This is a genomic window from Streptomyces sp., assembly GCF_031178505.1.
Classification (GTDB): domain Bacteria; phylum Actinomycetota; class Actinomycetes; order Streptomycetales; family Streptomycetaceae; genus Streptomyces; species Streptomyces gulbargensis.
Genome location: NZ_JAPSIW010000529.1, coordinates 1 through 5,068, shown reverse-complemented (window position 1 = coordinate 5,068; position 5,068 = coordinate 1). Strand labels below are relative to the sequence as shown.

The following is a 5,068-nucleotide window of genomic DNA, read 5'->3' as shown; positions in this document are numbered from 1 at the left end:
CGCGCCCGCCCTGCTCCGTGCCGATCACCGTGCTGCGCGGGATGCCGGTCGCGGGTCGGCCGGCCTGCGTGCTGGGCACCGCACGACCGCCGCTGATGCCCTCACGGGGACCGCCGCCCAGCGGACCGTGGCCCGGCGCGAGACCGCGCAGACCGCCGTTGGACAGCGGACCGCGACCGCCGCCGTTGGTCGGTGCGGTCGGCGGCAGCGGTGTCGTACCGCCCTTGCCGGTGAACGGCGGGACGCCCGTCGTCACGAACGGGGGCGTGAAACCGTCCGGCTTGGAGAGCGGCGGCTGGGGGCCCGGTACCGGAGAGGGGCCAGGGCCGATCGTGGTCGGCGGCGGCAGCGTGTTCACGCTGTCGATGCCCAGATCGACGGGCTCGTCAGGACGCACCTCGGGGAGGACGTCCGGGCGGACCTCGGGGCGGACGGTGTACGTCGGGCCGTCCTTGTCACCGGTCGGCGGAACGTAGCGGTCGGGCGTGGCGGGCGGAACGTCGTGCCGGGTTCGCGAGGGCTGCATGGTCCCCGTGTCCGTACCGGTGGAACGGCTGTCACTTTGCTGCGTGGAGCCGACATACGAGCGGTCGTCCGTGATGACGTCCCTGCGGTCCGGCACGAAGGCGCCGGGCGGCGGCGGGAACGTCGGCGGCTCCTGGCCCCTCATGTTGAAGCTCGACCACTGGTACGTGCTCGAAAGGCGGTACATCTCGTCAGCCGCCGCCTGCTGGTTCGCCTTCTCCTTGGCCTGAATGGCCTGAAGTTCTTCACTGGCGGCCATGGAGCTCCGCGCCTTGTTGGCGACGGTCTGCGCATCGGGATCGTTGCGGTGCTCGATCGCCGCCTTGAGGTTCGCCTTGGCAGCCTCGTGCGAGGTGTACGGCGGCATGGCGCTCTGAGCCGCGGCGATGGCGGTGGAGTTCTGCTCCATCCATCCGGCACCGCGCGCGCTGTAATCGGCGAGGGCGGTGGTCGAGTTCGCCACGTTCGTGGCCCACTCGACGAAGGCCTTCTCGGCCTCGCCCTCCCAGTCCATGTTGCGCATCCTGGCGCGCAGATCGTTGGCGATCTTGGCCATCTGTTCACTGACGGCCTTCAGCCGCTGCGCCGCGGCCCCTACGTTGTAACTGCTGGCCTCGTTCAGCCACTTCAGCATCTGCTCGTGCGTCATGCCGACGAAGTTGGTCCGACCGCCCCCGCCGCCCTCTGCAGGCCTCATCCTTTGCCTCTTCCCCGTGTCCCCGAAATTCCGTCCGCGCCCCCGCTACTGGAAGGAACCGTCGCCTTCGGTCGCGTGACTGTCCTTGCTCGCCGCCGCGCCCCGTCCGGCTTCCTTGTCCGCCTGCTGCTTCGCCTCGTACGTGCGCTGGTGGATCGCGATCATCTTGCGCTTGATGTCGTCGTCCATCTCCTCCATACCGTTCTTGGAGGCGACGACAGCGATTCCGAGCCCTTCCAGGCAGTCCTTGAGCAGCCCCGAGAGCTGCACGAGCTTGCCGAGGACCTCGTCGTAGGCCGCGTACGCGCTCTGGGCCTCACCCCATGCCGCCCCGCCTCCGCCGAACTGGCTGCGGGTGACCGAGTCGGTCTTCAGCTTGTCCGGACCGGCCTCGGAATTCTGGAGCTGGGTGATGAGGTCGTCGACGCCCTTCCGGAAGGTCTCCATGGAGTCGGCGCTGTACTTCACGGCCTGCGTCCGCATCCCGGCCGCCAGGCCTCCCATGTAGGCTTCCATGCCCGCGCTCCTCCCCCGTGTGAACAACCGTGCGTGTGTCTAGTAGTTCACTGTAGTCAAGGACGACGACAGTCCGCACCTCCCGGTTGCACAAGCAACGCACATCACGCGGTCACGAGTTGGGCACGGCGACCGCCGCCTGTGGCCGGATCGGGAGGCGGTTGACGGGGCGTCCGGTCGCCGCGCGTACGGCTGCGGCCACTGCGGCGGGTGAGGTGACGACCGGGACGGCGCTCGCCGCCTTGGCTCCGAAGGGGGCCACGACGTCGCGTTCCTCGACCAGTTTCACGATGCGAATGTCCGGGGCATCCAGGGATGTCGGGAGTGCGTAGCCGGTGAAGTCGGGGTGGCGGACCAGGCCACGGGTGGTGCGGAGGTTCTCGGTGAGGGCCGCGCCGACGCCCTGGGTGATGCCGGCCTCGATGCGGGTGGCCAGTTGGGCCGGGTTGAGGACGCGGCCGACGTCCTGGGCGACGGCCATCTCGACGACGCGTACGGCGCCGAGTTCGATGTCCACGTCCACGACCGCGCGGATGGCGCAGAAGGCCAGGCCGACGAAGGCGTCGCCCTGGCCGGCGTCGTCCAGGGGCTCGGTCGGGTGGGGACGGCACTGGGCGGTGGCCCAGAGTTCCTTGCCGTCCAGGGCCTCGGTGACCGTGGTGGAGAGCACGCCGTCGTACGAGGTGATCTTGCCGTCGGTGATCTGGAGGAGCTCGGTGGACATGCCGAACTGGTGGGCCAGCGGCTGGAGGAGCTGCGTGCGGACCATCTTCGCGGCCCGTTCGACCGCGCCGCCCGACACCCAGGTGTGGCGGCCGTGGGCGGCGGGTCCGGCCGGGGGCTGGTCGGTGTCGACAGGAGCGACGTGGACCTCGTCGATGCCGAGAATCTCCTGGACGATCTGGCGGGCCAGGGTCGAGAAGCCCGAACCGGTGTCCACCGCCGAGCAGATGACCGTCGCGACGCCGTCCTGGACCCGTACCGTCGCCGTGGAGACCTCGTCCGTGCCCTCCGCGCCCAGCATGTGCACCATGCCGAGGGCGTAGCCGACGCCCCGGCGGACGGCTCCGGGTTCGCCCGCGCCCTCGGGGCCGCCGGGCAGCAGCCAGTCCTCCTCGGGAATGTCCTTGGGCAGCGGTGGCAGTGGGAAGTCCCGTACGGCGGCCAGGAGTTCGGCTACCGGCGCGGGGCAGGTCACCGTCTGGCCGGTGGGCAGGATGTCGCCCGTCGCCATGACGTTCCGCATTCGCAACTCGGCCGGGTCCAGGCCGAGTTTGGCGGCCAGTTTGTCCATCTGTGCCTCGTAGGCCGCGCAGACCTGCATCGCGCCCTCGCCCCGCACGTGGCCGGACGGGGGGTTGTTGGTGCGGACCGCCCAGCCCTCCACGAAGGCGTGCGGGACGACGTACGGACCGCAGGCGAAGGCCACGGCCGCCGCGAGGGACTCGGAGGAGGAGTCCGCGTACGCGCCCGCGTCGAGGAGCACCTGCGCCTCGACCTTGACCAGGCGGCCGTCCGCGTCCGCGTGGTGGCGGTAGCGCAGGAGGGTGGGGTGGCGGTGGGAGTGGCCGAGGAAGGACTCCTCGCGGGTGGCGGTGAGCTTCACCGGGCAGCCGGTGCGCAGCGCCAGGAGGCCCAGGGGGATCTGGAAGCCGGGGTCCTCGCGGTCGCCGGTGGCGCCGGGGACGCCGGTGACGACGACCTTGACCTGCTCGGGCGGCAGGCCGAAGCAGGCGGCGGCGAGGTCGCGGTCGGTGTGCGGGTCGGTGGAGGCGGTGTAGATCTCCACGCCGCCGTCCGGGCGGGGCACGGCGAGGCCGGCCTCGGCGCCGATGGGGGCCGGGTCCTGGCGGCCGATCCGGTAGAGGCCCTCGACGACGACCTCGCCGGTCGCCTCCGGGTCCCCGAAGCGGAGCGGAATGTGCCGGATGAGGTTGCCGTCCGGGTGGAGGGCCTCGGCGGCGAAGGCCTTCTCCGGGTCGGTGACCGGTTCGAGGAGCTCGTACTCGACGTGGATGGCGGCGGCGGCGAGCCGGGCCGTGTCCGGGTGGTCGGCGGCCACGGCGGCGATCGCCTCGCCGTGGTGGCGGACCAGGCCGTCGGCGAAGACGGGACGGTCGGCGACGCGGCGGCCGTAGGTGGCGGCGCCCGGCACGTCGGCGGCCGTCACCACCGCCCGTACGCCCGGCATCGCGGCGGCGGCGCTCGTGTCGACCGAGACGATCCGCGCGTGCGCGTGCGGGGAGCGCAGGAGCGCGGCCCACAGCAGCCCCTCGGCCCACAGGTCGGAGGCGTACGGGAAGGTGCCCTCGGTCTTGGCCCGGGCCTCCGCCTGCGGGAGGGAGGCGCCGATGCCGTGGGCGGCCTGCTCCTCGCCGGGGGCCGGGGCGGGGTGGTCCAGAGCCGTGGGAGCCGCGGTGATCGCGTCGCTGCTCACGCCATGCCTCCGTCGTGCGGGTGGGGGATCTGGTGCGGGACGCGGGCTTCGCCGGGAGCCTCGGGCGAGGTGGCCGCGGCGCTCGCCTCCCGTTCGGCGACGACGTCCCGTACCGCTTCGAGGACGCCGCGGTAGCCGGAGCAGCGGCAGAGGTTGCCGGCGAGCGCCTGCCGCGTCTCCAGCTCGGTGGGGGCGTGGTTGCCCTCCAGGAGATCGTGCACCGTCATGCACATGCCCGGGATGCAGAAGCCGCACTGGACGGTGCCGCAGCGGGCCAGGGCCCGCTGGACGTCGGACGGTTCGCCGTCCACGGCCAGGCCTTCGACCGTACGCACCTCGGAGCCGGCGGCGGTCGCGGCCGGCACCAGGCAGGAGGCGACGAGCCGGCCGTCGACCTGCACGTTGCACGCGCCGCACTCGCCCTGGGAGCAGCCGTCCTTGGCCCCGGCGAGGCCGAGGCGCTCGCGCAGGACGTAGAGCAGGGACTCGCCGATCCAGGAGTCGGTGACGGGGCGGTCGGTGCCGTTGACCCGCAGGGTGTACGAGACGTTCGGGTGCTCGTCGCTCTCGGCGGGCGGATGCGGGGGCGCCGCTTCCACGGTCGCGGGGTCCGGGGCCTGGTCCGCCGGTGCCCGGTGGGCCGGCGCCTGGTCCACCAGGGCCTCGCCCACCGGCGCCTGATCCGCCAGAACCTCGCCCACCGGCGCCTCGTGCGACGGACCCTGGTCCGCCGGCGCCTGGCCCGCCAGAACCTCGCCCACCGGCGCCTGACCAGGCGCTGCCTGGTCAGCCGGGGCCTCCACGGGCGTCACATCGGCCGCGTGCGCCACCTCCGGCCCGGAGTCCGGGGACGTGCCGGCCGGGACCGGCTCCTCGGCCTGGTCGTCGGCGGT

Annotated in this window: 4 protein-coding genes; all 4 read right to left on the bottom strand. The window is 72.7% G+C overall.

Translation table 11 applies throughout. The features are described from left to right. On the bottom strand, positions 1-1,174 hold a 1,174-nt coding region (locus RIF68_RS26975), incomplete at its 3' end, for a hypothetical protein (RefSeq protein WP_309053901.1). Positions 1,175-1,267: 93 nt separating this feature from the next. After that, on the bottom strand, positions 1,268-1,738 hold the full coding sequence (locus RIF68_RS26970; protein ID WP_309053900.1) for a hypothetical protein: 471 nt from the start codon (positions 1,736-1,738) through the stop codon (positions 1,268-1,270). A gap of 112 nt (positions 1,739-1,850) precedes the next feature. Continuing rightward, positions 1,851-4,175 (bottom strand): xanthine dehydrogenase family protein molybdopterin-binding subunit, encoded by a 2,325-nt coding sequence (locus RIF68_RS26965; RefSeq protein WP_309053899.1) that lies wholly within the window; start codon positions 4,173-4,175, stop codon positions 1,851-1,853. Then, positions 4,172-5,068 (bottom strand): 2Fe-2S iron-sulfur cluster-binding protein (locus RIF68_RS26960; protein ID WP_309053898.1); only part of this gene is annotated, 897 nt, incomplete at its 5' end. The genes RIF68_RS26960 and RIF68_RS26965, both read right to left, overlap by 4 nt.